We start from the raw sequence: 26,821 nt of genomic DNA on the forward strand, positions 1-26,821 counted from the left end.
GGTGAGGCTGATTTGAAACACTGACGCCGTAACGCTTACAAGAAAATAAACTTGGCGATGAAGATCGCGCACAACACCCACAGACTGACGGAAATTTCCTTGTGCTTGCCGGTGAAGGCTTTCAGGACCACGTAGGTGATAAAGCCCAGCGCGATGCCATCGGCAACCGAGAACGTCAGCGGCATCATGATCGCAGTGACGATCGCGGGAATGCTGTCGGTCGCTTCGTCCCATTCGATGTGCGCCATGCCGCCCATCATCAGCATCGCCACATAAATCAGCGCACCCGCTGTTGCATAAGCAGGGATCATGCCCGCCAGTGGAGCGAAGAACATGGCTGCAATAAATAACACACCCACGGTCACGGCGGTAAGACCAGTCCGACCACCCGCCGCTACGCCAGCGGCACTTTCCACATAGCTTGTGACGGGTGGGACGCCGACTACAGCGCCAAACACGCTGGAAGCACTGTCAGCTTTCATGGCGCGAGAAAGGTTTTCGATCCGGCCGTCCGCGTTCACCAGGTTGGCGCGCTGGGCGACGCCCATCAGGGTGCCGGCGGTGTCGAACATGTGCACGAAGAGGAAGGCCAGCACCACGCTGATCATGCTGACGTTGAACACGCCGGCAACATTCATGGCCATCCAGGTGGGCGCCAGGCTTGGCGGGGCAGACATGATGCCTTCGTAGTGGACGAGGCCCAGGCCCCAGCCCGCGAGGGTCACGGTGATGATGCTGATGAGGATCGCACCGAACACTTTGTGGTAGCTGAGCACGGCGATCATCAGGAAGCAGATGGCGGCCAGCAACGGGCCGGGCTCGCGCAGGGAGCCGAGCTTGATCAGGGTGGCCGGGCTATCAACGACAATGCCGGCGGTTTTCAGGCCGATCAACCCAAGAAACAGCCCCACGCCGGCGCCCATGGCGTAGCGCAGACTCACAGGAATGCTGTTGAGCAACCATTCGCGAATCCGCGAGAAGGTCAGGAACATGAACAACACACCGGAAACAAACACCGCGCCAAGGGCGGTTTCCCAGTTGTAGCCCATGGTGCCGACCACGGTGTAAGTGAAGAAGGCGTTCAGCCCCATGCCCGGTGCCAGGCCGACCGGCCAGTTGGCGTACAGGCCCATTAACAGGCAACCGAGCGCAGCAGCGATACAGGTCGCGACGAACGCGGCACCGTGATCGATCCCGGCGTCGGCCATGATGTTGGGGTTGACGAAGATGATGTAGGCCATGGTGATGAAGGTTGTCAGACCGGCAATCAGCTCGGTCTTCACCGTGGTGCCGTGCAAGCTGAGTTTGAAAATGCGCTCAAGCAAGCCATTGCGTAACGGCGGCGAGAGTTCCAGCGTCGGGGCTTCGGATTTGCGGCTTTCCACAGCGAATACTCCTCAAGAGTTTTATTGTTATTTCCAGGGCCGGACCCATGAGGGTGGCAGCGGCCCTTTGAGGCACTTGCGAATTTGTTGACCGGCTGGTCAGAAACTCGCACGAAGTGGATTATGCTTTTGTATACAAATAAAGCAAATAATGTTTTTGATTTTGTAGACGAAAAGTTTGGCAATAGGGATATATCGCCGGGAGGGAGGCCTTCGTCGTACCGCTGACCGAGCCCGGCTCGCATCACAAGCAAGCGGGGAAACGACTCGGGGGAGGGTAGAAACGAATAAACCGGCCAATGGGCCGGTTTATTTTTGTTCGAGATCCGCCGTGTCAGGCAGCTGCGAACCGCTTATCCAGATAATCAATAATCACCTTGGACTCATACATCCAGGTGGTCTGCCCATTTTCTTCAATGCGCAGGCACGGCACCTTGATCTTGCCGCCTTGCTCCAGCAGGGTCTGGCGATCCTGTTCGTTGTTCTTCGCATCGCGCAACGTTACCGGCACATTCAGACGACGCAGGGTGCGACGGGTTTTCACACAGAACGGGCAGGCGTGGAACTGATACAGCGTCAGGTCCTTGGCCGCTGTTTCGACCTGAGCCTGAGCGGCGGCGGGGCGCTGCTTCTTGCCTGGGCGAGTAATGAAGTCGATGAAGATGATCAGTTGGCCAAGGCCGACACGAAGCGCTTTTACGAACACGGAATAAGCCTCACAGGGCGAACGGAAGGCGCGCAGCTTACCTGATTTTTCACGGGCGAAAAAAAACCGGCGATGAATGCCGGTTTTCTTCGTGTAACGAATTACTTGATCAGGCTGAGAAACTCGCTGCGTGTCGCGGCGTTTTCGCGGAACTCACCCAACATCACCGACGTGATCATCGACGAATTCTGCTTCTCCACACCGCGCATCATCATGCACATGTGCTTGGCCTCGATGACCACCGCAACGCCCAAGGCACCGGTGACTTGCTGGACCGCATCGGCGATCTGGCGGCTGAGGTTTTCCTGGATCTGCAGGCGGCGAGCGTACATATCGACGATCCGCGCGACTTTCGACAGGCCCAATACTTTGCCGCTCGGGATGTAGGCGACGTGAGCCTTGCCGATGAACGGCAGCAGGTGGTGTTCGCACAACGAGTAAAGCTCGATGTCCTTGACCAGCACCATTTCGCTGTTGTCGGAGCTGAACAAGGCACCGTTGGTGACTTCTTCCAGTGTCTGTTCATAGCCGCGGCAAAGGTACTGCATGGCTTTGGCGGCACGCTTTGGCGTGTCGAGCAGGCCCTCGCGGGAGACGTCCTCGCCCAATTGGCCGAGAATCGCGGTGTAATTCTGTTCCAGGGACATGAAACTACCTGTGGGGATTTTCGCAAAGGGCAAGGGTACGGTGGCAAACACGGCGCTGCAAGCGTGAAGCGACAGCTTTACTCGTCGCGACCTTCCATCATGGTCCGTTTGAGCATCACATACACCGCGCCGGCACCGCCATGTTTCGGTTGGCAAGAGGTGAAGCCGAGTACTTGGGAATGCTGACGCAACCACGTGTTGACGTGGCTTTTGATCATCGGCCGCTTGCCGTCCAGACGCACGGCTTTGCCGTGGGTGACACGCACACAGCGGATTTCGAATTTGGTTGCTTCAGCCAGGAACGCCCAGAGGGTTTCCCGGGCTTTTTCTACCGTCATGCCATGCAGGTCGAGGCTGCCTTCGAACGGAATCTGTCCGATCTTGAGCTTGCGTATCTGGCTTTCCTGAACGCCGTCACGGGCCCACATCAACTCGTCTTCCGGGCCGACGTCGATCACGAACTGATCGGACAGACCATCAACGGTGGTGGCATCGGTGCGAACGGTCGCGGCCTGACGCAACTTGGCGATTTGCGCGCGGTCGGCCTTGGGTTTGCCGGTTTCGGCGCGATCGTGCTTGATCGGCTTGACGCCTTGGATCGCACTTTTGAACAGGGAAAAATCGTCGTCTTGCATGTCAGCCTCCGCGAAGGGCGGCCAGTTTACCCAAGTCGAGGCACTATCCATAACAATTGAGGCCCGCCTAAAAGCCGGGCCTTCGATTCAATCGTGTTTTTTCATCAGGTGCGGGGACATGTTCAGCTCTCGCGATTGGCGCGATCGACGCCGGCATCGACGCCACAGCCACACACCGATATAAAGTAAAAACAGGCCAACCGCCAGAATGATCGCCGAGCCCAGCGGGCTGGCATTCAATTCGCCCAGGGCCGGAGGGCGGCCGAGCAGGCTGGCGGCGCCGGCCATTGCCAGCAACACACCGCACGTCGCCAGCAAGGCAGCAAAGGCTGCGCCGAATCGAAAACGCCAGTTGCGTTGGCCCTTGGGCCGCAAGCGGCGTGCGTCAAAACCATCGGATAACTTCATTCCGACCTTCCTCAATGGGTATCGGCCCTTCGACCGGGAGTTGTCCGGGTTGTTCCTGAGGCTAAGTCAATTGCAGCAAATGAGAGGCTTTTGCGGATGAGCGGCGGTATTGACCGCTCTTCGAGGCCGATCAGATCAGTTCATGAGTGAGCGCGAGGGTGGCGAAGTTGTCCGCCATGATCGCCATTTCGGTGTGCTGAACATGCTCGGCTGTGAGTACGCCACCTTTGTAGGGCAGATCGCGAGTCGCGCAGGCGTCTTCAACCAGGGTGCAGCGAAAGCCCAGGTTCTTTGCGGCACGCACGGTGGTGCTGACGCTGGAGTGACTCATGAAGCCGCACACGATCAGGTCCAGAGAGCCGAGTTCTTGCAGTCGATCGTACAATGGGGTGCCGTGAAACGCACTCGGCAGCAGTTTGCCGATAATGGTTTCGTCCGCCAGCGGCTCCAGGCCCGGGATAAACTCACCGCGCTCGCCCTGTGGATCGAACAGCCCGCCCACGGTGCCGAGATGGCGCACATGCACGATCGGACGACCGGCGGCACGGGCAGCGGCCACCAGTTGCTTGATGTTCGCGACGGCAGCATCCATGCCGGTCAGGGCCAGCGGGCCGCTGAGGTATTCTTTCTGGGCATCGATGATGACAAGGGTCGCATGACCCAGATTGGCTGCTGCGTAACCGCGGCCGCTGAGTTGAAACATCGTTTTTGGAACGGACATTCTGGGGCTCCTTGGAGTGGGGCTTTTGCGACATTGTCCTCTGGCTGAGCGGTTCTGTGAATCGCTACTATCGCAGGCGCCGTCGTTGCTGGCGTGCAGCCTTGTCAAGATGCAGGTTTTGTTCAATAGCCAACAGTAAAAATGGACATGTCCTACATCTGATCTGCTGTTTTCCCGCGTCGTCGTGGCGCGTTTTGGCTGTTAGAATCGCCAGTCGTTTTTTCTGGAGTTTACCCCCGTGATCATTTCCCGCCTTCGTACCCTGCGTGACCATATCCGTTGGGCCGTCAGCCGCTTCCATGGGGAGGATCTGTTTTTCGGCCATGGGACCGACAACGCCTGGGACGAAGCCCGTCAACTGGTGTTGGGTGCCTTGCACTTGCCGTGGGAGATCGCTGACAGCTACCTCGATTGCGCCCTGGAAGATGACGAACTGGTCAATCTGCAACGCTTGCTCAAACGCCGCATCGAAGACCGCATTCCGACTGCTTACCTGTTGGGCGAAGCGTGGTTTTGCGGGATGTCGTTCATTGTCGACGAACGTGTGCTGATCCCGCGCTCGCCGATTGGCGAGCTGATCGAAAAACGTTTCGAACCATGGCTGGGTGCCGAGCCGGCGCGGATTCTCGACCTGTGCACCGGTTCCGGTTGCATCGGTATCGCCTGCGCCTACGAATTCCAGAATGCCGAAGTCGTGCTGGCTGATCTGTCGTTCGAAGCGCTGGAAGTGGCCAACCAGAACATCGAGCGCCATGGCGTTGATGAGCGGGTGTACACCGTTCAGGGTGATGGGTTTGACGGCTTGCCGGGTCAGCGTTTCGACCTGATCGTGTCGAACCCGCCTTACGTTGACGCGGAAGATTTCGCCGACATGCCGGACGAATATCAGCATGAACCTGAACTGGGCCTGGCCTGCGGTGATGATGGTTTGAACCTGGTGCGACGGATGCTCGCTGAAGCAGCGGATCATTTGACCGAGAAGGGCTTGCTGATAGTTGAAGTGGGCAACAGCCAGGTTCACGTTGAGGCGCTGTACCCGGAAGTCGACTTCGCCTGGCTCGATTTCGAGCGCGGTGGGCATGGTGTGTTTATGTTGAGTGCGGAGCAGTGCCGCGATCATCAGGCCCTGTTCGCTTCCCGCGTCTGACTTTAGGGCGCTTTCGCAGGCAGGCCTCGCTCCTACAGGTCTTGTGTGTGCCGCATCATTTGGGCACGACGCAAAATCGGTGGGAACGTGGCTTGCCCGCGAAGACCGCGCCGCGGTCTCGGATCGTTACCGGTGCGTAGCAATCCAGATCAGTAACCCCGCCTGAAACACCGCAAACGCCACCAGGCACGTAATGGTAAAGCGTAGACCGGCGTCTTCACGCTTGTACTTGCTGACCTTCTCTTCGTGTTTCTTCAGCTTCACTTCCTGCTCGGCCAGGTTCTGCTCGGCCTGTTGAAGCATCTGCGCGGCTTCGAGTATTTCCACCACTTGCAGCTTTTCGCTGTTCCAGTCACCCAGCAGGTCTTCGACCTTTACTTCTTTGACGCTGCCTTTCAAATGCTGGGCGTCGGCGTAGACCACTTCAAAACCATGGGCCTTGAGAAAGTGATCGCGGCGCAGGCGCGTGTCTTCGTTCAACGCATCTTTATTGTTCAGATCCGTGCCGTCGACGGTGTAGCCAGGCCAACGCTTCTTCGCCCAAGTGATGCCCTGGGCGGCCATGAACCGGCCGATGCCACGGTTCATCGGTTCAATCTGCAAACCGCTTTCAGGCTCGAAATGCACACGCTTGGCGGTGTGATCGACCCACACGTCCAGATGGTTCTGCTCTTTGCGCACGCGCTGGCCGGGCAGCTTGATGCTCATGCGCATCAGGCTGTGGTCCTTGCTGTGGCGGTCGGCGTAACCGAATTCGACAAAGCGCAATGGCCGCCCACCGGTATTGCGGTCGGTTTGCAGCGGCGCCAGGCGGAGCATCTTGTGGTGCTCGACGTGAACGTCCGCCCACGGCAGCTCGACCGCTGGCGGTGCGTCTTTTTCAGCGGTCGTGTCGGGTGAAGTCTGGGTATCAGTCATAACGGCGAGATCCTGTCCAAGCTCTGCTTGTCGTCAGTCATAGCGCTGGCGACAAAGGCTTATCGGCCGTTTTTTTCAGGACTGGAGGGTGAGTAGTGGCTAACTGGTGCGAAGTCCGTCAATAAACTCGAGGATTCGCGCGCCGAGTTCGGCGGCCAACGGCAATTGCGGGTCCTTGTAAGAGGCCATTTGCCGTTTCACGTCGTTGGGCACGATGCGCATGACGTGGTTCATGCCTTCGATCAGCGCCAGTTCGGCGTCCGGTTTGGCCGCCTTGAGCATCCTGGCGTCACCGACGCCGACCTGAATGTCGTTGCTGCCCTGGATGATCAACGCCGGCATTTTCAATTTGGCGAACGCTGCCTCCGGGTCCTGACGGAACAGCGAAATCAGATACGGCTGCACGCTGGGGCGGAAAATCACCTGTAACTGCGGCGGCACGTTGTCGTCGGTTATGCCGGCCTTGAGGCTGTCGAGCAGTTCATTGCTGCGCAGCATCAACGGCGGTGGCAGGCGATTGCTCAATTGCTGACGCAACACCTGGTCGATCGGCCGGGCGCTGCCCGACATGGAGATGACCGCGGCGGCATCGACGCTGGGCGCCGCAAGGCTGGCGATCAAGGCGCCTTCGCTGTGGCCCAGCAGAATCAGCTGGCCAAAGCGCGGGTCGGTTTTGAGCTTGCGGCCCCAGGCCTCGGCGTCGGCGACATAAGCTTCCACCGACAGATTGCGCTCGTCCGGCGTCGCTGCGAGGCTCGCCGCCACGCCGCGCTTGTCGTAACGCACGCTGGCGATGTTGTGTTTGGCCAGCACCCAGGCCAGCCGCTTGAGGCTGTCGTTACGGCCGCCGTCGGGGTTGTTTCCGTCACGATCCGTAGGACCGGAGCCGGAAATGATCAGGACAACGGGCACGGGGGTGTCGGATTTAGGCAGCAACAGCGAGCCGAAAAGCTCCCCGGTGCCGGTATCCAAAGTGATCGGGCGTTGCAGGACAGTGGCCTGGGCAAAGCCGGTAAACAGGGTAAGGCTCAAGGCTAGAACTCGCAGCATCATCACGCCATCATTCACAAAGGTGCCGGTTGGACTCGCGGGCACCCATAAGGTTCGAGGATGAACTACTTGGGTAGCCTGCGTATACTGGCGCGCATTACGTATTCAGGTTCATTTCACGGAGCGTCCTGCATGTCCGGCAATACCTACGGCAAGCTGTTCACTGTCACCACCGCGGGCGAAAGCCATGGTCCGGCGTTGGTCGCCATTGTCGACGGCTGCCCGCCGGGGCTGGAGATTTCCGTTGAGGATCTGCAGCGCGATCTGGATCGCCGCAAACCCGGCACCAGCCGCCACACCACGCAGCGCCAGGAAGCCGACGAAGTCGAAATCCTCTCCGGCGTGTTCGAAGGTCGCACCACCGGTTGCGCCATCGGCCTGTTGATCCGCAATACCGACCAGAAGTCCAAGGACTACTCGGCGATCAAGGATCTGTTCCGCCCGGCCCACGCCGACTACACCTATCACCACAAATACGGCGAGCGCGATTACCGCGGTGGCGGACGCAGTTCCGCCCGCGAAACCGCCATGCGTGTAGCCGCTGGTGCGATTGCCAAGAAATACCTGGCCACCCAGGGCATCGTCATTCGCGGCTACATGAGCCAGCTCGGCCCGATCGAGATCCCGTTCAAGACCTGGGATTCGGTGGAAGAGAACGCGTTCTTCAGCCCGGACCCGGACAAGGTGCCGGAGCTGGAAGCCTACATGGATCAGCTGCGCCGCGATCAGGATTCAGTCGGCGCCAAGATCACTGTCGTCGCCGAAGGCGTGATGCCAGGCCTTGGCGAGCCGATCTTCGACCGCCTCGACGCCGAACTGGCCCATGCGCTGATGAGCATCAACGCCGTGAAAGGCGTGGAAATCGGCGCCGGTTTCGCCAGCGTCGCCCAGCGCGGTACTGAACACCGCGACGAAATGACCCCGGAAGGCTTCCTCAGCAACAACGCGGGCGGCATTTTGGGCGGTATCTCCTCCGGTCAGCCGATCGTTGCGCACCTGGCCCTCAAGCCGACCTCGAGCATCACCACTCCGGGCCGCTCGATCGACGTTCATGGCAACCCGGTGGACGTCATCACCAAGGGCCGTCATGACCCCTGCGTCGGCATCCGCGCCACGCCGATCGCCGAAGCGATGATGGCCATCGTGCTGATGGATCACCTGTTGCGTCATCGCGGGCAGAATGCCGACGTGCGCGTGAGCACGCCGGTGCTGGGTCAGCTTTAATGGCTGACCTCAACGCCGCTGCGGTCTGACGACGTGGCGGCGCTCCCATACTGGCGGCTCTCCAGTTTCTATCTGTTCTATTTCGCCTTGCTCGGTTCGACAGCACCGTTTCTGGCGCTGTACTTCGATCACCTGGGGTTTTCCAGCGCGCGCATCGGCGAACTGGTGGCGATCCCGATGCTGATGCGTTGCGTGGCACCGAACATCTGGGGCTGGCTGGGTGACTACACCGGCCGGCGCCTGGCCATCGTGCGCTTCGGCGCCGTCTGCACCCTGCTGACGTTTTCGCTGATTTTCGTCAGCCAGACCTACGCCTGGCTGGCGATGGTCATGGCGCTGCATGCGTTCTTCTGGCACGCGGTGTTGCCGCAGTTCGAAGTCATCACCCTGGCGCACTTGAAAGGGCAGACGTCGCGCTACAGTCAGATCCGCCTCTGGGGGTCCATCGGTTTCATCATCACCGTGGTCGCGCTCGGCCGGATGTTCGAATGGCTGAGCCTCGACATTTACCCGGTGGCGCTGGTGCTGATCATGGCCGGCATCGTCGTCAGCAGCCTGTGGGTGCCCAACGCTCAACCGGTTCAGGGCGAACGCATTGCCGGAGACGGTTTTCTCAGGCAATTGCGCAATCCCGGCGTGTTGGCGTTTTACGCTTGCGTGGCGCTGATGCAGGTGAGCCACGGGCCTTATTACACCTTTTTGACGCTGCACCTGGAACGGCTCGGTTACAGTCGAGGCGTGATCGGCATGCTCTGGGCGGTCGGCGTGGTTGCCGAAGTCCTGATGTTTCTGGCCATGAGCAAAATCCTCGCGCGCTTCTCGGTGCGTCGGGTGCTGCTGGTGAGTTTCCTGCTGGCGGCCGTGCGCTGGTTGCTGCTGGGCTCGCTGGCCGAATTCCTTTGGGTGCTGCTGTTTGCCCAGGTGCTGCACGCTGCAACATTCGGCAGCTTTCACGCCGCTGCCATCCAGTTCGTGCAACGTAGCTTCGGTGCGCGTCAGCAAGGTCAGGGCCAGGCGCTTTACGCCGCGCTCGCCGGCACTGGCGGCGCATTGGGCGCGTTGTATTCCGGCTACAGCTGGAACGCCCTCGGGGCCACGTTCACCTTTAGTATTGCCAGTCTCGCAGCCTTCGCCGCTGCCGTTATCATTGCCACACGCATGCAAGAGGACAGGCCATGAGCCTTACCCGTGAACACCTCGCCCAGGAAATCATCGACGCCGGGCGTTTTCTGTACGGTCGCGGCTGGTCGCCGGCCACCAGCAGCAACTACTCGACCCGCCTGTCGCCGACCGAAGCGCTGCTGACCGTGTCCGGCAAGCACAAAGGCCAGCTGGGTGTGGATGATGTGCTGGTCACCGACCTGTCGGGCAACAGCCTGGAACCGGGCAAAAAACCGTCCGCCGAAACCCTGCTGCACACCCAGCTCTACAGCTGGCGCCCGGAGATCGGCGCGGTGCTGCACACCCATTCGGTGAACGCCACGGTGCTGTCGCGCCTGACGCCAGAAGACTTCATCGAGTTCGAAGATTACGAACTGCAAAAAGCTTTCAGCGGCGTCTCGACCCACGAGTCCCGGGTGCGCGTGCCGATTTTCGACAACGACCAGGACATTGCGCGCCTCGCCGCCAAGGTGCAGCCTTGGCTAGAAGCCCATCCCGATTGCGTCGGCTACCTGATTCGCGGCCACGGCCTCTACACCTGGGGCGCGCGCATGAGCGACGCCCTGCGGCAGATCGAAGCGTTTGAATTTTTGTTCGAATGCGAGTTGAAGATGCGCGCGGTTTTGAACCGTCAAGCATGAACCGCAACGCATGAACCGTTAAGGAGTTGCCCTGATGAGCAGCCTGTCCGTTTACCACGTCTCAAGCCCTGATCTTCCGAACAAGGTGCTGACCCATTTCGAAGACATCGCCTCGACCCTGGCCGAGCAGGGCGTGCGTTTCGACCGCTGGCAAGCCACCGCGAAAATCCAGCCGGGCGCCAGCCAGGAAGAAGTGATCGCGGCGTACCAGGAACAGATCGACAAACTGATGACCGAGCGCGGTTACGTCACCGTCGACGTGATCAGCCTGAACAGCGATCACCCGCAAAAAGCCGAACTGCGCGCCAAGTTCCTCGACGAACACCGCCATGGCGAAGACGAAGTCCGATTTTTCGTCGCCGGCCGTGGGCTGTTCACCCTGCACATCGACGATTACGTTTACGCGGTGCTCTGCGAGAAGAACGACCTGATCTCCGTACCGGCCGGCACGCCGCACTGGTTCGACATGGGCGAGCATCCGCACTTCGTCGCGATCCGACTGTTCAACAACCCTGAAGGCTGGGTTGCCAACTTCACCGGCGAAGACATCGCCAGCCGCTTCCCGCGTCTTGAGGACTGAGCCGATGCCGATCAAAGCGATTCTCACCGACATCGAAGGCACCACCAGCGCGGTGAGTTTTGTGTTCGACGTGCTGTTTCCGTATGCCGCCAAACACCTGCCGGACTTTGTTCGCCAACACGCCGGGCGCGCAGATGTGGCCGAGCAACTGGCCGCCGTGCGCCGTGACAGCAACGAAGCGGACGCCGACGTTGAGCGGGTGATCGAAATCCTGCTGGGCTGGATTGCCGAAGACCGCAAGGCCACGCCGCTGAAAGCATTGCAAGGCATGGTCTGGGAGCAGGGCTATCAGGCCGGACAGTTGAAAGGTCACGTTTACCCGGACGCCGTTGAAGCGCTCAAGCGCTGGCATCAGGACGGTTTTAAACTGTTTGTGTATTCCTCGGGCTCGATCCAGGCACAGAAGCTGATCTTCGGTTGCTCGGAGGCGGGGGACTTGTCGCCCTTGTTCAGCGGCTATTTCGACACCACGTCGGGGCCCAAGCGTGAAGCACACTCTTACGAGCGCATCACCCAGGCGATCGGGCTGGAGGCTGCGCAGATTGTGTTTCTGTCCGATATCGTCGAGGAACTGGACGCGGCGCGCGCCGCTGGCATGGCCACTTGCGGACTGGCCCGGGAAGGCGGGGCGCTGGCAGGGCATGTCACCGTCGACAGTTTTGCCCGGATTGATCTTTCCGCCTTTTAACGTCGAAACGACTTACCTGTAGGAGCGAAGCTTGCTCGCGAAGGCGGCGTGTCCGTCAACATTATTGACATCTGCACCATCGCCTTCGCGAGCAAGCTTCGCTCCTAAAAAGGCTCAGTGCAGCTTCAAAAACAAAACAGGCCGTGGAGCGAAAGCTCTCACGGCCTGTTTTTTTACAGCGCGTTTATTTACACAACCGCAAGGTTCACGCCGAGTGATAGGTCGGCAGGGCAAACCGCTGCTGGCTCTGCAGCATGGAGATCTGCGGCAGTTCGCTGGCCTGTTCGGCCAGGTCACGGCGAATTGCACTGATCACCCACGACAACTGATCGCCGGCATGCAATTGCTGGTACGAAATCGAACGCTTGAACACTTTGCCTTCGGTGCTGCGCAGGGTCAGCAGAATGCCACCATCCGGACGTGGTTGGGTGTTCACTTCGAAGTTGGAGAACAGGGAGGTAAATTTTTCTTGGATCAGGCTCATGTCTATCAGCTCCGTTAGCACTTGATTGGCAAGCATGGAGAGGTAGTTGCAGTGATTGTGCCAGCACCTGATATTTTTAAAATCCTTATAAATCAATGAGTTATATTTCTGGTGGATTTTCGCTTTCGTGCAATCTGCATGAATGGCCATCGTGCATCCTGCATTTTGCGGGGTTGGCCTCGATTGGATGGAACCAATCACCCGCGCTGAGGTTCGCGATCTCGAACGCTCGGGGCGCGGATACAAAACATTTCAAAAACCGCGTGTACAGCTCAAGAACCGCTGACGTATTTTCGGACTCATAGACCGCCGCCCGACAATAAAAAGATCGAACGGGAGCAAGCATGAGCGACACGATTACCTGGGGCATGATGCTCCGCAAACTGCCTTCCATTGCCAAAGCCATTCCTCGGGTGGTGAAGGGCATGAAGGTTGCCAACGTCAAGGACCCGACCCAAGCGTGTGGCCTCGGCTGGACGTTCGAGCAAGCGACCTTGCGCAATCCCGATGGCCCCGCGTTGCTGCAAGGCGACGTGACGCTGAGTTATGCACAGGTCAATCAGTGGGCCAATCGCATCGCCCATCACCTGATTACCCAGGGCATCCGCAAGGGTGATGTGGTGGCGGTTTTTCTCGAGAACCGTCCAGAACTGCTGGTGACGATTCTGGCAGTGGCCAAGGTCGGCGCGATCAGTGCCTTGCTCAATACCTCGCAAACCCGCGACACCCTGGCCCACAGCCTGAACCTCGTGGCGCCTGCGGCGATCATTGTGGGCGAAGAACTGGTCCCGGCTTTCAGTGCCGTCCGCGAGCGGGTGTCGATCGAGCCGACGCGCACCTGGTTCGTCGCCGATCAAGACACCTATCGACATCCCGGCCATGCGCCCGACGGTTTCATCAACCTGATGAGCGCCAGCGCCCAGGCGTCCAGTGAAAATCCGGCCAGCAGCCAGCAGGTTTTCTTCGACGATCCTTGTTTCTATATCTACACCTCAGGCACCACCGGGTTGCCCAAGGCGGGCGTGTTCAAACACGGTCGCTGGATGCGCAGCTCGGCGAGCTTCGGCCAGATCGCCCTGAATATGCAGCCTGAGGATGTCGTCTATTGCACCTTGCCGCTGTATCACGCCACCGGGCTCTGCGTGTGTTGGGGGGCGGCGATCAGCGGCGCCGCAGGATTTGCCATCCGCCGCAAATTCAGCGCCAGCCAGTTCTGGAACGACGTGCGCAAATACCAGGCGACCACCCTTGGTTACGTCGGCGAATTATGCCGCTACCTGGTGGATCAACCACCCACGGCCGAGGACAGCAAACACCGCGTGAGCAAGATGATCGGCAATGGCCTGCGGCCCGGCGCCTGGCGCGAGTTCAAGACGCGCTTTGCGGTTGAGCACATTTGTGAGCTATACGCCGCCAGCGACGGCAATATCGGCTTCACCAACATCCTCAACTTCGACAACACCATCGGTTTTTCCCTGATGGCCTGGGAGCTGGTGGCCTACGACCACGACAGCGGCCAGCCGATTCGTGACGCCAAGGGCTTCATGCGCAAAGTCGCCAAAGGCGAGCAGGGTCTGTTGTTGGCGAGAATCGACGACAAGGCGCCGCTGGACGGTTACACCGATCCGCAGAAGACTGAAAAAGTCGTGCTCCACGACGTGTTCACCCGGGGCGACCGTTACTTCAATACGGGCGATCTGCTGCGCAATATCGGTTTTGGCCATGCGCAGTTTGTTGATCGGTTGGGGGACACCTATCGCTGGAAGGGTGAGAACGTCTCGACGACCGAGGTCGAGAACATCTTGCTGCAACACCCGAATATTTCAGAAGCCGTGGCGTATGGCGTGGAAATCCTGAACACCAACGGACGTGCCGGCATGGCCGCGATCACGCCTGCCGAATCCTTGGCGACCCTGGATTTCAGCGAGTTACTGGCGTTTGCCCGCCAGCAGATGCCCGCGTATGCGGTGCCGCTTTTCCTGCGGGTGAAAGTGAAAATGGAAACCACCGGGACCTTCAAATACCAGAAGACCCGGCTCAAGGACGAAGCCTTCGACCCCGGCAAAACCGGCGATGACCCGATCTACGCCTGGCTGCCCGGCACCCAGACTTACGTGCAAGTCACCGACCAGATCCTGGCGGATATTCGCGGCGGCAAGTACCGCTATTGAATGTGGCTATGGCGGCTCTTGAGAAAAAAGAAGTGACAGCCTTGGGCCTGCTCGGGAAACTGTCGGCTTTCCGAATGACAGACAGTGGAGTCCCCGATGTCAGACCAAAGCCGCCAGATGACCCCCGAAGAAGCCGCTGAATTTGCCGAACAGGTATTCAACAAGGCACGCGAGGGCGATGCGGCCATGATGGCTGCGTTGCTGACCAAAGGCCTGCCGCCGAACCTGCGCAACCACAAGGGCGACACCTTGCTGATGCTCGCCGCCTACCACGGCCACGTGGAGACGGTGAAAGTGCTGCTGGAACACAAGGCCGACCCGGAAATCCGCAACGACAACGGCCAGAGCCCGATTGCCGGCGCCGCGTTCAAGGGCGACCTGGCGGTGGTCAAGGCGTTGGTCGAGGGTGGCGCACAAGTGGAAGGCTCATCCTTCGACGGCCGCACCGCGCTGATGATGGCGGCGATGTTCAACCGCGTTGAAATCGTCGATTACCTGATCAGCAAAGGCGCCGATCCGAAAGCCAAGGATGCCAATGGCGTCACCGCGCTGGACGCCGCGAAAACCATGGGCGCGGTCGATACCACCGCGCAGTTGCAAAAATTGCTGGCCTGAATACGCACGCTCCCCTGTGGTATCGAGGCTTTTATGGCGAGGGAGCTTGCTCCCGCGGGGCTGCGAAGCGGCCCCAAAACCATTCACCGCAGTAGATCAGGTCGACCGCTTTCACCTGATTGACGACTGCTTTGCAGCCGAGCGGGAGCAAGCGCCCTCGCCACGCAGTTTTGGTCTGTTCGGTAACTCTCTCCGAATGCGCTATCCTTCGCGCCCTCAAAATTCACTCGCTACAGGATCCGCCCCATGAAAGCCGCACTCGTCGAACTCATCACTAAAATCAGCTCCGGGTGCATGAGCGATGACGAAATCCTGAAAGTCGCTGACGAAGCGGCTCAGGCCTACGCCGATCCCGAGGCTTTTCTGACGGCCAATCCGGATATCAACTACGACGACTCCTTCCCGATTCCACTGGGCGAGTGGGTTGTAGTGGGCAGCCTGCCCGAAACCGTGCTGTTCCAGGCCGACACCTACGTCGACCTGTTCGCCCAGATCGTCGCCTCGTTCGGCCCCGGCGTTGATTTCAACATCAAACCCAAGCAACTGGCCAAGACCGAAGCCCTGACAGCGCTCAACCGCATTCAGGTGCAGATGGGTAGCATGAACAAGGAAAACGGCGGTTACACGCTGATGAACTTCAGCCAGTTGCTCGACGACGAACTGCAAGTGGTGCTGGTCTACGGCAACGACGTACCGCGCGTGCTCGAGTTGTGCGCGCAAGTGGGTATCACCGCCGCGCCATCGCTCGAAGCCCTGAAAATAGCGGTCCACGTTTAAAAAACGGAACCCTCGCAAGGCCCGGCTATCCTAAGAGTGCACACCACTCTTAGGGAGCGACACCATGGGTTCCACGTTCAATGGCCTGATCGGCCTGATTATTCTTGTCCTGGACATTTGGGCAATCATCAACGTGCTCAAAAGTGGCGCTGACACAGGGATGAAAATCATCTGGGTGCTGCTGATTCTGCTGCTGCCTGTCCTGGGCCTGATCATCTGGGCTATCGCCGGGCCCCGGGGCAATGTGCGGATCTGACCCCAACACCGCCCCCCTGTAGGAGCGAGGCTTGCCCGCGAAAAACGATTAAACGGTTTAACAGAGAGACCGAGTTATCGTTCTTCGCGGGCAAGCCTCGCTCCTACAGGTATGTGGGCGTCAGAAGGTTCGACCTGTCATCTTCCGCAACGTAGAATGCGCGCCTTTCCCGGTTAATCGAGCCGATCGATTGGCCATCATGGGCGGGTAACCGTCCGTTGCCACCGCATTCATCGGAGCACTTCCCATGAGCAACATCACCACCAGCGAATACCTGGAAACCCTCTACGAAGGCTACGGCCAGCGTTTTCGCATGGAAAAACTGCTGCACGAAGTGCGCACCGAACACCAGCACCTGGTGATTTTCGAGAACCCGCGCATGGGCCGGGTCATGGCGCTGGACGGCGTGATCCAGACCACCGAGGCCGACGAATTCATCTACCACGAGATGCTCACCCACGTGCCGATCCTGGCGCATGGCGCCGCCAGACGTGTACTGATTATCGGTGGCGGCGACGGCGGCATGCTGCGTGAAGTGGCCAAGCACCGCAGCATCGAGCACATCACCATGGTCGAGATCGACGGCACCGTGGTCGACATGTGCAAGGAATTCCTGCCGAACCACTCCAAGGGTGCGTTCGATGATCCCCGCCTGAATCTGGTAATCGATGACGGCATGCGTTTCGTCGCCACCACCACCGAAAAATTCGACGTGATCATTTCCGATTCCACTGACCCGATCGGTCCGGGTGAAGTGCTGTTCTCCGAAAACTTCTACCAGGCCTGCCGTCGCTGCCTGAACGAGGGCGGCATTCTGGTCACGCAGAACGGCACGCCGTTCATGCAGATCGAAGAAGTCAAAACCACTGCGGGTCGCCTGCGCAGTCTGTTCCCGGACTGGCACTTCTATCAGGCCGCGGTGCCGACCTACATCGGCGGCTCGATGACCTTTGCCTGGGGGGCGACCAACACCGCCTATCGCAAGTTGTCCCGCGAAACCCTGCAACAGCGTTTCGCCGGCAGCGGCATCATCACCCGCTACTACAACCCGGAAATCCACATCGGCGCCTTCGCCTTGCCGCAATACGTGCTGCAAGCGATCAACAAGCCAAGCAACGACTAAACTGAAGATGTACGCATAACCCCTTGCAGGAGCGAAGCTTGCTCGCGAAAGCTTCGCTCCTGCAGGTTCCTGTATGTTTTTCATACCTGCATGCGGTAATCCGTTTGAACGATCACTCAGGCCAAAAGTCCAGATGGATGTAAGCCCATTTGCGGGTTTGTTCGAGGAGGCACTGATGCAAAAGTGGAAAATCACTTTCGTGGATGATCACGGTGAAACAGTCGATGAAGTCTTTGAGTGCGACAAGTGCCCGGATAACGAGCAAGCCGCGAAACTCATCAAAGGCCGGCTCCTTCCTGTCGCCGCTGAACTGGATCTGAATGATCTGGAAGGGCGAACCGCTGATGCCAGCGTAAAAAATCTCAAAGCGCAGAACAGCATTCAAATCCTCGACATCACGCCAATCTGAACAACACCTGTCTCATTCTTATCCAGGCCTTGGCAGCGCCTCCGTCTTGGGGCTACTCTGCAATCGAGATCAGCGAACGGATCGCTAAGGTCTGGACTTGTCAGCTACATGCTTGCTTCCCACCGGCGACCTGGTTGCCGCATCGCTCGCACCAATCGGTTGCGCGTGCCGGGAATACGGAAAGTCTATCCATCATGATTGAGGGGGACGTTTCATGAGCACAGCCTATCAAGAAGACATCAGCAGCAGCGTGTTGCGCCGCATGAAAGAAGGCGGTTTCGATTTTTCACGGTTCCATCCCATCGAGTTCTACGCCATTTTCCCGGACGAGGAGCGGGCACGCAGGGCGGCAGGGCAATACAAAGGTGAATCCTTGAACGCGCAAATCAGTGTGCGCGATGACGGCGCATGGGCGCTCGAACTGAGCAAAGTCATGTACGCCACCTACGATGATATCGGCGATTTCGAACAGGGTTTCGAGGCGGTGGTTGAGCCTCTGGGCGGCATCCTCGAAGGGTGGGGCGTCAAGCAGGAAATACGAGGGCGTCTCGCATAACGTTATGAACAGTGACAACGCTCAGCAACGGCTGACCTTCGGGTTGGCCGTTTTCGTTTGTGGCATCCGCCCCTTGGCAAAACCCTGAAACAAGAATCCCGAGGCAAAAAAAACCGCCTGAGCAGGCGGCTAAAGGGAAGTTCGGTCAGGTTTTGCAGCGGATGCGCGGATTATCCGCACCGCCGGCCGGGCAGTGAAATCAACTCTGACTATGCTGGTGATAGGTGACAACGTCGCCTTGCAATGAAGCGGGGGCGATCAGCGTGGGGCGTTTGCTGCACAGGATTGGTGCGGTGCAAACGGCGTGATTCTCCAACTGATTGATAACAAAGCGTTTCTGCCGATGGCACGGGCCTTGCGATGCCTAGATGTCCGGGTGACAAGGAGTACGGCATGATCCGCACCTATTTTGATGAGATGTACGATGCCGGCGGCCAGGTCCGCCCGCATTATCGGGAGTTTGCCCGTTGGCTGGCCGAGACGCCTGACGAGCTCTTGGCACAACGGCGACGCGAGGCCGATCTGTTATTTCATCGCGCCGGGATTACCTTCACGCTCTACGGTGATGAGCAGGGGACAGAGCGCCTGATTCCCTTCGATACCATCCCGCGCAGCATCCCCGCCAGTGAATGGCGGATCGTCGAGCGCGGCTGTATCCAGCGGGTCAAGGCGTTGAACATGTTCCTCGCCGACCTCTACCACGAGCAGCGCATCATCAAGGCCGGCATCATTCCGGCCGAGCAGGTGCTGGCCAACGAGCAATACCAGCTGGCGATGCAAGGGCTCGATCTGCACCGCGATATCTATTCGCACATTTCCGGTGTCGATCTGGTACGCGATGGCGACGGCACGTACTACGTGCTCGAAGACAACCTGCGTACACCCAGCGGCGTGAGCTACATGCTCGAAGACCGCAAGATGATGATGCGACTGTTTCCCGAGTTGTTCTCGGCCCAGCGCATCGCGCCGATCGACCACTATCCGAACCTGCTGCTCGACACTCTGAAAAGCTCCAGCCCGATCGATAATCCGAGCGTGGTGGTGCTGACGCCGGGTCGCTTCAACAGCGCGTTTTTCGAGCACGCCTTTTTGGCGCGAGAGATGGGCGTGGAGCTGGTGGAAGGCGCGGACCTGTTCGTGCGCGACGACAAGGTGTTCATGCGCACCACGGACGGGCCGAAGGCGGTCGACGTGATTTACCGTCGCCTCGACGATGCATTCCTCGACCCGCTGGCGTTCAACCCGGACTCGATGCTTGGCGTTCCAGGGCTGCTGTCGTCCTACCGAACCGGCAACGTGGTGCTGGCGAATGCCATCGGCACCGGGGTCGCGGACGACAAATCGGTGTATCCGTTTGTCACGGACATGATCCGTTTCTACCTGGACGAAGAGCCGATCCTGAAGAACGTGCCGACGTTCCAGTGTCGCAATCCTTCTGAACTGTCCCACGTGCTGGCCAATCTTCCAGACCTGGTGGTCAAGGAAACCCAGGGCTCCGGCGGTTACGGAATGCTGGTGGGGCCGGCGGCGACCGCGGCGGAAATCGAGTCGTTCCGCGCGCGGATCAAAGCCAAGCCTCATGCGTATATCGCGCAACCGACGTTGTCCCTGTCGACCTGTCCGACCTTTGTCGAAAACGGCATTGCGCCACGCCATATCGACCTGCGTCCGTTTGTATTGTCTGGCCGTGAAACCCGGGTTGTGCCCGGCGGTTTGACCCGTGTGGCCCTGCGTGAAGGCTCTCTGGTGGTGAATTCTTCCCAGGGCGGCGGAACCAAGGACACCTGGGTGGTCGAGGATTGAAGGAAGCCTGCCATGTTAAGTAGAACTGCCTCGGATTTGTATTGGATGTCGCGTTACCTGGAGCGGGCGGAAAACCTCGCACGGATGCTCGACATCAGTTATTCGCTGTCGCTGATGCCGCAGGACGGTCGCGGTGACGGTCTGCACGAACTGGCCATGCCGCTGCTGATTACCGGCACCCTGGACGATTACCTGGAGCGCCACGGTGATTTGCACGCCGAGCGGCTGCTGCATTTCTTCGCACTGGACGCGGCCAATCCGGCGAGCATCTACAGCTGCCTGGGCGCGGCGCGGGCCAGTGCCCATGCGGTGCGTGGGCGAATCACCGCCGACATGTGGGAAAACATCAATGCCACTTGGCTGGAAATTCGCGGGATCGCCGAGCAAGGCCTGAGTCGCTACGGCATGAGCCGTTTTTGCGAGTGGATCAAGGAACGTTCCCACCTGTTCCGTGGCGCGTCCTACGGCACGATCATGCGTAACGATGCGTTCCGCTTCATTCGCCTGGGGACGTTTATCGAACGGGCCGACAACACGTTGCGCCTGCTCGACGCCCGCTACGAAATGGCCGGCGATCAGGCCGAAGCGGTCAGCGACGGCACTGCTCACGCGTATTACCAGTGGAGCGCGTTGTTGCGGGCGTTGTCGTCGTTCGAGGCCTACACCGAGATCTATCGCGATGCACCCGGTGCCCGGCATGTGGCCGAGTTGCTGTTGCTGCGCGCCGATGTGCCACGTTCCCTGCGTGCCTGCACCGAAGAAATCGACCAGATCCTTGCCCAGTTGCCGGGGGCCAATGGCCGTCCCGCGCAACGTCTGGCGGCGGAGATGGACGCGCGCCTGCGCTACACCGGCATCAACGAAATTCTCGACGAAGGCCTGCACGCCTGGCTGACCGAATTCATCCCGCTGGTGCGCCAGTTGGGTAACGCCATTCACAGTTCCTACCTGGAGGCTGCATGAGACTTTCCATTAGCCACGAAACCACCTATCACTACGAAGATCAGGTGCGGGCGAGCATCCAGTACCTGCGACTGACACCCCACGACAGCGAGCGTCAGCATGTGCTCAGCTGGCAACTCGACCTGCCGCGCCCGGTACGCGCGCAACTCGATCCGTTCGGCAACATCCTGCATGTGCTGACCATGGACGAACCCCACGAGGCGATCATCATCGGCGCCCGTGGCCAGGTGGACATCGACGAGCTGCGCGAAGCCGAACATGAAAGCCAGTCGGCACTGCCGTTCCTGCGCTTCACGCGCCTGACCGAAGCCGACGAAGCCCTGCGTGCGTTCGCGGAAAAGGAATGCAAAAAACGCCGGGATCGCACGGCGTTGATCGACTTGATGCATGGCCTCAATTCGCACATGACCTACACGCCGGGCTCCACCGAAGTGGACACCAGCGCCGCCCAGGCCTTCGCCGGGCGTTCCGGTGTCTGTCAGGACCACACGCACGCGTTTCTCGCGTGCGCCCGCAGCCTGGGCATTCCGTCACGTTATGTGTCGGGGTATTTGTACAGCGAGAATAGCGAACACCTGGCCAGTCACGCCTGGGCCGAAGCCTGGCTCGATGACGCTTGGTACAGCTTCGATGTGACCAATGAATTGGCCCGGCCGGAACGGCATTTGAAACTGGCGGTGGGCTTGGATTACCTGGATGCCTGCCCTGTACGCGGGATGCGCCGGGGCGGTGGGTGTGAGCAAATGCACGCGAAGGTGTTTGTTTCGCCGACGCCGATGCCAGCGCCGATTATCTCCGTTCAGCAGCAATAACCGGAACACCACGGCCCCCTTGCAGGAGCGAGGCTTGCCCGCGAAGGCGTACTGTCATTCACATTGATGTCGACTGACACTACGCCTTCGCGGGCAAGCCTCGCTCCTACAGGGAATGGATCAGGGCTTAGCTTTGCGCCCAGCCATATGCTTCAAATACCCCACCAGCATTTCCAGATCCCCCTCCGGCAACACCGTCGGCGCAAAACCCGGCATCTTCGCCTGAGGCCACTGGCGCAAACTCTGCGGATCTCGAATGTAGCGCTTCAGAAAATCCGCCCCGAAGTACTCGGTCGGGCTAAACGGAATATTCAGATCCGGCCCGAACTGCGCATCCCCTGCACCGTTCAATCGATGACACGCCAGGCAATTCTTCTGAAACAGCGCAAAGCCTTTGTTCACCGGATCATCCGCCTTCAAGGCCGGATCCGGCAGCAGCGCAGGAAAGCGCTCGGCCACGGGCGCCATGCGCTTGATACTCGCCACTTGAAACGGCCATTGCTCCGGGCTGATGTTGCCGGCTTGCGGATCGACCCACACCAGATAAAACGGCCCGGCACCCGGTTTCCCTTCAGATAACGCCGGCCACGGTTTCGCCGGGTCTTCAATCGCCAGCCACGCGCGCGCGCCCTTGGCGTTCAGCAACGGCGCCGCCGACAGTTCAGCGGCAAATCCGTCCAGCGCCACGGCTTGCAGATGGTCTTCAGGCTTGATGCCGGTCAACAACGCCGCCAACGGAACTGCGCGATAACTCATGTCCCGCTTGTAGGAAACGTCGTCGCTGATAGTGATGGTCTGGACCTGAGGATGCTTGAGCAATTCCTCGGTCTGCCAGGTGCGACTGCTCGCGCCCAGCTCAAGGTTCAGCTGTGCGGCATACGAGGGCGTGCTGAGCAGCAAGGCCCCAAAGAGAATGAGCGTTTTCAAATGATCGCCGTCCATGTCGTGGAAGTGCCGCAAAGGTTGGCACACCCACGCTGGCCCGGGTAGCGAGCCAGTCACATTTTTAAGAGGGCGATGTAAAAACCTGGCGCCGTATTATTTGAAGACCGCTTAACCGATCACCTTGGTCAAGTTCGGCAAAATCAACAACAGCGTAGTGGCGAAAAGAATGAGCCCGGCTTGACGTACTTTCGAATGCTTGAACATGGCTTGACCGCCTTTTTTGTTATTTCCTGATGCCTGCCTGCATATCTCCATGACGGCAGAGCGCTGAACTTCCTGTAAGACGAGTGCCTCGGCAAAACCCGACGACAACTTCGTACATGTTCACCTTAGAGCCCGCGTCACGCTTGGTTTAGATCCATTTCGTATGGTTTGCTTGCTTAAAGCTTTTAAAAAGGCATGAGGCCTATTGCCAGCTTCTTGGGCGCCCGTTTGCTAGACAGCTTGGTGACGTTAATCGGTTAATCCGCACCCGAGTGACCGTCCGTCTGAGCGTGTCCGTCAACGCCAGTGAGCATTGCGGTCATTGAATCCATGGCGGCTCGGCCTAAGGTGGAAGCTCAGTATTTACTCACCGCCCAGGTTCGAGGACGTCATGACCCAAGCTTTGATTTTCGACGCGTTACGCACGCCCCGTGGCAAAGGCAAGGCCGATGGCGCCTTGCACAGCGTCAAACCAGTAAATCTGGTGGCCGGGTTGCTCACGGCGTTGCAGCAGCGCACGTCGCTGGACACCCGTCAGGTCGATGATGTGGTGCTCGGTTGCGTCACGCCAATAGGCGATCAGGGCTCCGATATCGCCAAGACGGCGGCACAAGTCGCCGATTGGGACGTCAGCGTGTCTGGCGTGCAGATCAATCGCTTCTGCGCCTCGGGGCTTGAAGCCGTGAACCTGGGTGCGATGAAGGTCCGTTCCGGTTTCGAAGACCTGGTGGTGGTCGGCGGCGTCGAATCCATGTCCCGTGTGCCCATGGGCAGCGACGGCGGCGCTTGGGCGCTGGACCCGGAAACCAATCTGCACAGCCATTTCACCCCGCAAGGCGTCGGTGCCGACCTGATCGCCACGATTGAAGGTTTCAGCCGCCAGGACGTCGATGCCTACGCGCTGCATTCCCAGCAAAAGGCAGCGCGGGCGCGGGCCAACGGTTCGTTCAACAAATCACTGGTACCGGTGCAGGATCAGAACGGCATCATCCTGCTCGATCACGATGAGTTCATCCGCGCCGAATCCACCCTGGAAGGACTGGGCAAACTCAAGCCCAGCTTCGAGATGATGGGGCTGATGGGCTTTGACGCCACCGCGCTGCGCGTTTACAGCCAGGTCGAGCGGATCAACCACGTTCACACACCGGGCAACAGCTCCGGGATCGTCGATGGCGCCGCCCTGATGCTGATTGGCTCCGAGGCCAAGGGCCGTGCGCTGGGTCTGCAGCCTCGGGCGCGGATTGTCGCCACCGCAGTCACCAGCACCGACCCGACCATCATGCTCACCGGCCCGGCGCCGGCCACCCGCAAAGCACTGGCCAAGGCCGGGCTGCGGGTTGAAGACATCGATCTGTTCGAGGTCAACGAAGCCTTCGCCTCGGTGGTACTGAAATTCATCAAGGACATGGCCATCGACCCGGACAAGGTCAACGTCAACGGCGGTTCCATCGCCATGGGCCATCCGCTGGGCGCCACTGGCTGCGCCATTCTCGGCACGCTGCTCGATGAACTGGAAACCCGGCGTCTGCGCTATGGCCTCGCGACCCTGTGTGTCGGCGGCGGCATGGGCATTGCCACCATCATCGAACGCCTCTGAGCCCCGACCTTAAGGAACAAGTGACATGACTGAAGCCATTCGTTACGAAAAAGGTCAGGACCAGATCGTCGTCCTGACCATCGACATGCCGGGCCAGAGCGCCAACACCATGAACGCGGTCTATCGCGAGGCCATGGCCGCCTGCGTCGCCCGCCTGGTGGCCGAAAAGGACAGCATTGCCGGGGTCATCATCACCTCGGGCAAGAAAACCTTCTTTGCCGGTGGCGACCTCAATGAACTGATCAAGGTCGGCAAACCCGAGGCCAAGGCCTTTTACGACATGGTCCTGACGCTCAAAGGCCAGTTGCGTACCCTGGAAACCCTCGGCAAACCGGTGGTGGCCGCGATCAATGGCGCGGCGTTGGGCGGTGGCTGGGAAATCTGCCTCGCCTGCCATCACCGCGTCGCGCTGGACAATCCATCCGTGCAACTCGGCCTGCCGGAAGTCACCCTTGGCTTGCTGCCGGGCGGTGGCGGGGTAGTCCGTATGGTGCGCATGCTGGGCATTGAAAAAGCCTTGCCGTACCTGCTCGAAGGCAAGAAAGTCCGGCCGCAACAGGCCTTGCAAGCGGGTTTGATCGATGAACTGGCCGCAGATCGCGATGAATTGCTGAGCAAGGCGCGCGCCTGGATTATTGCCAATCCGGCCGCCGCACAGCGGTGGGACGTGAAGGGTTATCAGATACCCGGCGGCACGCCGTCGAACCCGAAAGTCGCGCAAATGCTCGCCATCGCACCGTCGATTCTGCGCAGCAAAACCCAGGGCTGCATGCCTGCGCCGGAGAAGATTCTCTGTGCCGCTGTCGAAGGCGCTCAAGTGGATTTCGACACCGCGCACCTCATCGAAACCCGCTATTTCACGGAACTGACCACCGGGCAAATTTCGAAAAACCTGATCGGCACCTTCTGGTTCCAGCTCAACGAGATCAACGCCGGCGGCTCGCGGCCCAAGGGGTTTGCACCTTGTGTCACGCAAAAAGTCGGCGTGCTGGGCGCCGGCATGATGGGCGCGGGCATCGCCTTTGTCAGCGCTTCGGCCGGCATTGAAGTGGTGCTCAAGGACATCAACCTCGCAGCAGCGGAGAAGGGCAAGGCCCACTCGGCGGCGCTGCTGGACAAGAAAGTCGCACGCGCCCAGATGCTCCCGCAACAGCGAGAGGCAATCCTGGCGCGGATCCACACCACCGAAAACGATGCCGACCTGGCCGGTTGCGACCTGATCATTGAAGCGGTATTCGAAGATCGCGAGCTGAAAGCCAAAGTCTCCTCGGCGGCACAAAAGGTCGTCGGCCCGGCCGCAGTGATCGCCTCCAACACCTCGACCTTGCCGATCAGCGGCCTGGCCACCGCCGTGCCGGATCAAACGAAGTTCATCGGTCTGCATTTCTTCAGCCCGGTGGAGAAAATGCCGCTGGTGGAGATCATCAAGGGCGCCAACACCAGCGACGAAACCCTGGCACGCGGGTTCGATTTCGTCCTGCAAATCAAGAAAACGCCGATTGTGGTCAACGACAGCCGTGGTTTCTTCACTTCCCGGGTGTTTGGCACCTTCACCAACGAAGGCATCGCCATGCTCGGCGAAGGCGTGAGTGCACCGATGATCGAGACGGAAGCGCGCAAGGCCGGTATGCCTGTCGGGCCTCTGGCGATCTCCGACGAAGTTTCCCTCAGCCTCATGAGTCATATCCGCCAGCAGACCGCCAAAGACCTGCAAGCAGAAGGAAAACCGCTGATTGAGCACCCCGCGTTCGCCGTGATTGACTTGCTGCTCAACGAATACAAGCGGCCCGGTAAAGCCGCAGGAGGCGGGTTCTACGAGTACCCGGTCGGTGGCCAGAAACATCTGTGGCCTGAGCTGAAAAGCCGTTTCGAGAAAGCCGACGGGCAGATTTCGCCAAAGGATGTGCGCGATCGCCTGCTGTTCGTGCAAGCCATCGAAACCGTGCGTTGTGTGGAGGAGGGTGTGCTGACCTCGACGGCGGACGCCAACGTCGGCTCGATCTTCGGTATCGGCTTCGCGGCCTGGACCGGTGGCGCGCTGCAGTTCATCAACCAGTACGGGGTGAAAGACTTCGTCGCCCGCGCCCAGTACCTGGCCCAGCAGTATGGCGAGCGTTTCGCGCCGCCTGCGTTATTGCTGGAGAAAGCGGCCAAAGGGGAGGCGTTCTAAGGGACGTATGACGCCTTCCGGGGCT

Annotated in this window: 28 protein-coding genes; 18 read left to right on the plus strand and 10 right to left on the minus strand. The window is 59.6% G+C overall.

The window, feature by feature from the left end:
• Nucleotides 1-35: 35 nt before the first annotated feature.
• The 6 genes from BLU63_RS20385 to BLU63_RS20410 form a co-directional block, all read right to left on the minus strand.
• Complete coding sequence (locus BLU63_RS20385; protein ID WP_042932677.1) at nt 36-1,385, minus strand: NCS2 family permease; 1,350 nt, start codon at nt 1,383-1,385, stop codon at nt 36-38.
• 334 nt (nt 1,386-1,719) lie between these two features.
• Nucleotides 1,720-2,091 (minus strand): glutathione S-transferase N-terminal domain-containing protein, encoded by a 372-nt coding sequence (locus BLU63_RS20390; RefSeq protein WP_010456661.1) that lies wholly within the window; start codon nt 2,089-2,091, stop codon nt 1,720-1,722.
• A gap of 101 nt (nt 2,092-2,192) precedes the next feature.
• Nucleotides 2,193-2,738: a GTP cyclohydrolase I FolE gene (folE, locus tag BLU63_RS20395; RefSeq protein WP_003204506.1), complete on the minus strand. Its 546-nt coding sequence runs from the start codon at nt 2,736-2,738 to the stop codon at nt 2,193-2,195.
• Between the two features lie 77 nt (nt 2,739-2,815).
• The gene (locus BLU63_RS20400) at nt 2,816-3,373 is read right to left on the minus strand and encodes a Smr/MutS family protein (protein WP_010456652.1); all 558 of its coding nucleotides are present in this window, start codon (nt 3,371-3,373) and stop codon (nt 2,816-2,818) included.
• Between the two features lie 87 nt (nt 3,374-3,460).
• A complete protein-coding gene (locus tag BLU63_RS20405; protein WP_083376039.1) occupies nt 3,461-3,781 on the minus strand; it encodes a hypothetical protein in 321 nt (106 codons plus the stop codon).
• A gap of 130 nt (nt 3,782-3,911) precedes the next feature.
• A complete protein-coding gene (locus tag BLU63_RS20410; protein ID WP_010456648.1) occupies nt 3,912-4,502 on the minus strand; it encodes a cysteine hydrolase family protein in 591 nt (196 codons plus the stop codon).
• Between the two features lie 238 nt (nt 4,503-4,740).
• Between BLU63_RS20410 and prmB the strand changes: the two genes are divergently transcribed.
• Nucleotides 4,741-5,649: a 50S ribosomal protein L3 N(5)-glutamine methyltransferase gene (gene prmB, locus BLU63_RS20415; protein WP_083376040.1), complete on the plus strand. Its 909-nt coding sequence runs from the start codon at nt 4,741-4,743 to the stop codon at nt 5,647-5,649.
• 126 nt (nt 5,650-5,775) lie between these two features.
• On the opposite strand, the gene BLU63_RS20420 is transcribed toward prmB, so the two are convergent.
• A complete protein-coding gene (locus BLU63_RS20420; RefSeq protein WP_010456644.1) occupies nt 5,776-6,567 on the minus strand; it encodes a hypothetical protein in 792 nt (263 codons plus the stop codon).
• A gap of 99 nt (nt 6,568-6,666) precedes the next feature.
• Complete coding sequence (locus BLU63_RS20425; protein ID WP_083376041.1) at nt 6,667-7,620, minus strand: alpha/beta hydrolase; 954 nt, start codon at nt 7,618-7,620, stop codon at nt 6,667-6,669.
• A gap of 129 nt (nt 7,621-7,749) precedes the next feature.
• Here BLU63_RS20425 and aroC point away from each other — a divergent pair, with 129 nt between their 5' ends.
• Genes aroC through mtnC form a run of 5 tightly spaced genes read left to right on the plus strand, consistent with a single transcriptional unit; the run spans nt 7,750 to nt 11,911 of the window.
• Nucleotides 7,750-8,841, plus strand: a complete 1,092-nt coding sequence (aroC, locus tag BLU63_RS20430) for a chorismate synthase (protein WP_083376042.1) — start codon at nt 7,750-7,752, stop codon at nt 8,839-8,841.
• Between the two features lie 33 nt (nt 8,842-8,874).
• Nucleotides 8,875-10,020 (plus strand): MFS transporter, encoded by a 1,146-nt coding sequence (locus BLU63_RS20435; protein ID WP_010456638.1) that lies wholly within the window; start codon nt 8,875-8,877, stop codon nt 10,018-10,020.
• The gene (locus BLU63_RS20440) at nt 10,017-10,643 is read left to right on the plus strand and encodes a methylthioribulose 1-phosphate dehydratase (protein WP_010456636.1); all 627 of its coding nucleotides are present in this window, start codon (nt 10,017-10,019) and stop codon (nt 10,641-10,643) included. The genes BLU63_RS20435 and BLU63_RS20440 overlap by 4 nt, the downstream gene beginning before the upstream one ends.
• A gap of 34 nt (nt 10,644-10,677) precedes the next feature.
• Nucleotides 10,678-11,223, plus strand: coding sequence for a 1,2-dihydroxy-3-keto-5-methylthiopentene dioxygenase (locus BLU63_RS20445; RefSeq protein ID WP_010456634.1), 546 nt, complete (start codon nt 10,678-10,680; stop codon nt 11,221-11,223).
• A gap of 4 nt (nt 11,224-11,227) precedes the next feature.
• A complete protein-coding gene (gene mtnC / locus BLU63_RS20450) occupies nt 11,228-11,911 on the plus strand; it encodes an acireductone synthase (protein ID WP_010456631.1) in 684 nt (227 codons plus the stop codon).
• A gap of 205 nt (nt 11,912-12,116) precedes the next feature.
• Here the strand turns inward: mtnC and BLU63_RS20455 are convergent, their stop codons facing one another.
• Nucleotides 12,117-12,395 carry a DUF3509 domain-containing protein gene (locus BLU63_RS20455; RefSeq protein WP_010456630.1) on the minus strand — a complete coding sequence of 93 codons (279 nt, stop codon included), beginning with the start codon at nt 12,393-12,395 and terminating at the stop codon, nt 12,117-12,119.
• Between the two features lie 344 nt (nt 12,396-12,739).
• Between BLU63_RS20455 and BLU63_RS20460 the strand changes: the two genes are divergently transcribed.
• The 10 genes from BLU63_RS20460 (at nt 12,740) to BLU63_RS20505 (ending at nt 21,880) form a co-directional block, all read left to right on the plus strand.
• Nucleotides 12,740-14,566 (plus strand): long-chain-acyl-CoA synthetase, encoded by a 1,827-nt coding sequence (locus tag BLU63_RS20460; RefSeq protein WP_083376043.1) that lies wholly within the window; start codon nt 12,740-12,742, stop codon nt 14,564-14,566.
• A gap of 96 nt (nt 14,567-14,662) precedes the next feature.
• On the plus strand, nt 14,663-15,181 hold the full coding sequence (locus tag BLU63_RS20465) for an ankyrin repeat domain-containing protein (protein WP_010456625.1): 519 nt from the start codon (nt 14,663-14,665) through the stop codon (nt 15,179-15,181).
• Between the two features lie 246 nt (nt 15,182-15,427).
• Entirely contained in the window at nt 15,428-15,958 is a 531-nt protein-coding gene (locus tag BLU63_RS20470) for a hypothetical protein (RefSeq protein WP_010456623.1), read from the plus strand.
• 64 nt (nt 15,959-16,022) lie between these two features.
• Complete coding sequence (locus BLU63_RS20475; protein ID WP_010456621.1) at nt 16,023-16,214, plus strand: PLDc N-terminal domain-containing protein; 192 nt, start codon at nt 16,023-16,025, stop codon at nt 16,212-16,214.
• A 247-nt stretch (nt 16,215-16,461) separates the two neighbouring features.
• Complete coding sequence (speE, locus tag BLU63_RS20480; protein ID WP_010456619.1) at nt 16,462-17,337, plus strand: polyamine aminopropyltransferase; 876 nt, start codon at nt 16,462-16,464, stop codon at nt 17,335-17,337.
• 175 nt (nt 17,338-17,512) lie between these two features.
• The gene (locus BLU63_RS20485; protein WP_083376044.1) at nt 17,513-17,746 is read left to right on the plus strand and encodes a hypothetical protein; all 234 of its coding nucleotides are present in this window, start codon (nt 17,513-17,515) and stop codon (nt 17,744-17,746) included.
• A 214-nt stretch (nt 17,747-17,960) separates the two neighbouring features.
• The gene (locus tag BLU63_RS20490; RefSeq protein WP_010456615.1) at nt 17,961-18,302 is read left to right on the plus strand and encodes a ribonuclease E inhibitor RraB; all 342 of its coding nucleotides are present in this window, start codon (nt 17,961-17,963) and stop codon (nt 18,300-18,302) included.
• A 393-nt stretch (nt 18,303-18,695) separates the two neighbouring features.
• Entirely contained in the window at nt 18,696-20,105 is a 1,410-nt protein-coding gene (locus tag BLU63_RS20495) for a circularly permuted type 2 ATP-grasp protein (RefSeq protein WP_010456613.1), read from the plus strand.
• A gap of 12 nt (nt 20,106-20,117) precedes the next feature.
• Entirely contained in the window at nt 20,118-21,068 is a 951-nt protein-coding gene (locus BLU63_RS20500; protein WP_010456611.1) for an alpha-E domain-containing protein, read from the plus strand.
• Nucleotides 21,065-21,880, plus strand: coding sequence for a transglutaminase family protein (locus tag BLU63_RS20505; RefSeq protein ID WP_010456609.1), 816 nt, complete (start codon nt 21,065-21,067; stop codon nt 21,878-21,880). The genes BLU63_RS20500 and BLU63_RS20505 overlap by 4 nt, the downstream gene beginning before the upstream one ends.
• A 120-nt stretch (nt 21,881-22,000) precedes the next feature.
• Here BLU63_RS20505 and BLU63_RS20510 read toward each other — a convergent pair whose 3' ends face one another.
• Entirely contained in the window at nt 22,001-22,822 is an 822-nt protein-coding gene (locus BLU63_RS20510) for a c-type cytochrome (RefSeq protein ID WP_010456607.1), read from the minus strand.
• Nucleotides 22,823-23,420: 598 nt separating this feature from the next.
• Here BLU63_RS20510 and BLU63_RS20515 point away from each other — a divergent pair.
• Nucleotides 23,421-24,626, plus strand: a complete 1,206-nt coding sequence (locus tag BLU63_RS20515) for an acetyl-CoA C-acetyltransferase (RefSeq protein WP_083376045.1) — start codon at nt 23,421-23,423, stop codon at nt 24,624-24,626.
• A gap of 25 nt (nt 24,627-24,651) precedes the next feature.
• The gene (locus BLU63_RS20520) at nt 24,652-26,796 is read left to right on the plus strand and encodes a 3-hydroxyacyl-CoA dehydrogenase NAD-binding domain-containing protein (RefSeq protein WP_077748177.1); all 2,145 of its coding nucleotides are present in this window, start codon (nt 24,652-24,654) and stop codon (nt 26,794-26,796) included.
• Nucleotides 26,797-26,821 lie beyond the last annotated feature (25 nt).

This window comes from Pseudomonas mandelii (genome assembly GCF_900106065.1).
GTDB classification, from domain to species: Bacteria; Pseudomonadota; Gammaproteobacteria; order Pseudomonadales; family Pseudomonadaceae; genus Aquipseudomonas; species Aquipseudomonas mandelii.